Here is a 1740-nt window from a genome sequence, read left to right as displayed (position 1 = left end):
CCGTTGACATAGGCCTCGAACCGGTCGCGCAGGAACTTCGTGTTGCGTTCGTAGATCTCTTCGAGCCGGGCGACGGCTGCGGACGCGTCGGAGAAGGATTCGGTGGCGATGGAGGGCGGAGTCTGCATTGTTCGAAGGCCGGGTTCGTGGGGCTTGAGTCGAACTATAGCAAGACGCAGCCAAGCCGTCATTGCGAGCGCAGCGAAGCACGGCGCGGCGCGCCTATCGTCCCTGCTCTTCCACGCTCCCCTGGAGGGCGGGGCAATCGCATACGACTCCTTGGCGGGGGCCTGAGCGCGCGCCTCGTCCTTCGAGACGACCGCTGCGCGGTCTTCTCAGGATGAGGCTAAGCGACATCTTTGCCGGTCGAAATTGCCGCCGCACACTCTGTCCTCATCCTGAGGGACCGCCAAAGGCGGGCGTCTCGAAGGATGGGCCGCAGAGCAACGGCGATCCCCCCGCCCTCTGGGGGAGGGTTAGTCGCGCGTCACTTCTCCCGGAACGCCCGCATGAACTGGTCGTGCAGCGGCTTCATCAAATAGGACAGCATGGTGCGGTCGCCGGTCTGGACGAAGGCTTCGACCGGCATGCCGGGGATGATCCTGGAGTCGCCGAGGCGGGCGATCTCTTCCGCCGGCAGCGAGACGCGGATGGTGTAGTAGCTCTGGCCGGTGCGCTGGTCGGTGGTGACGTCGGGCGAGACGCGGCTGACGACGCCGTTGAGCTCGGGCGTGGTGCGCTGGTTGAAGGCGGACAGGCGCAGCAGCGTCTTCTGGCCGATCTGGAGCTTGTCGATATCGACCGGATTGACCTTGGCCTCGACCTGGAGATCGTCGGCCTGCGGCACGATCAGCATCAGCGCGTCGCCGGCGGTGACGACGCCGCCGACGGTATGCACGGTCGATTGCAGCACCATGCCATCCTGCGGCGCGCGGATATCGACGCGGCGAAGCTGGTCTTCGGCTGCGACCTTGCGCTCGATCATCTCGCCGATCTTGTCGTTGGTCTCGCGCAGATCCTTGGAGACCTCGCTCACCATGTCCTTGTCGACCTGGATGATCTGGAGCTCGGTCTCGGTGATCTTGCCCTTGGCCTGCGCCCGCGAGGCGATGTACTGCGCGCGCTCGCCGTTGAGGCGGGCACTGTCGCGCTCGAGCGTGGTCAGGCGCGAGATCTGCACCAGGTGCTTCTCATAGAGATCGCGGACACCGGTGAGTTCCTGCTGCACCAGCGAGATTTCCTTGTCCTTGGCCCGCTCCTGCGCCGAGAGACCCTCGATCTCCTCGTTGAGCTGCTGGATGCGCTCGCGAAGCTGCGCCTTCTGGCCGGCACGGCCGTTGACGCGGACGTCGAACAGCTTGGTTTCGGCGGAGAGCAGCGTCTTGACGTCGGGGTCGTTGCCGCGATCGAGCAATGATTGCGGGAATTCAATCCTGTCGACACCGCGCTGCTCGGCCTGGAGCCGCGCCGCGCGCGCCAGCGCGGCGTCGAGATTCTTGGTGACGATGGCGAGGTTCGCCTTGGTGACGGTGTCGTCGAGCCGCACCACGATGTCGCCGGCCTTGACCACGTCGCCGTCGCGGGCGCGCAGCTCGCCGACCACGCCGCCGGTCGGATGCTGCACCTTCTTGACGTTGGATTCGACCACGATCTGGCCCGGCGCGATCAGCGCGCCCGAGATCTGCACCGTGGACGCCCAGCCGCCGAGGCCGACGGCCAGGACCAGCACGATCCCGAGCC

Annotated in this window: 1 protein-coding gene; it reads right to left on the bottom strand. The window is 66.3% G+C overall.

All coding sequences use genetic code 11. The features are described 5' to 3' along the window. Window positions 1–487: 487 nt before the first annotated feature. Window positions 488–1740: HlyD family type I secretion periplasmic adaptor subunit (locus tag AC1D00_RS39830; protein ID WP_477014468.1), on the bottom strand; the 1253-nt coding region annotated here is incomplete at its 5' end.

This window comes from Bradyrhizobium sp. P2_E8 (genome assembly GCF_056403875.1).
The sequence above is the reverse complement of the archived record's forward strand: the minus strand, read 5'-3'. Positions and strand labels throughout refer to the sequence as shown.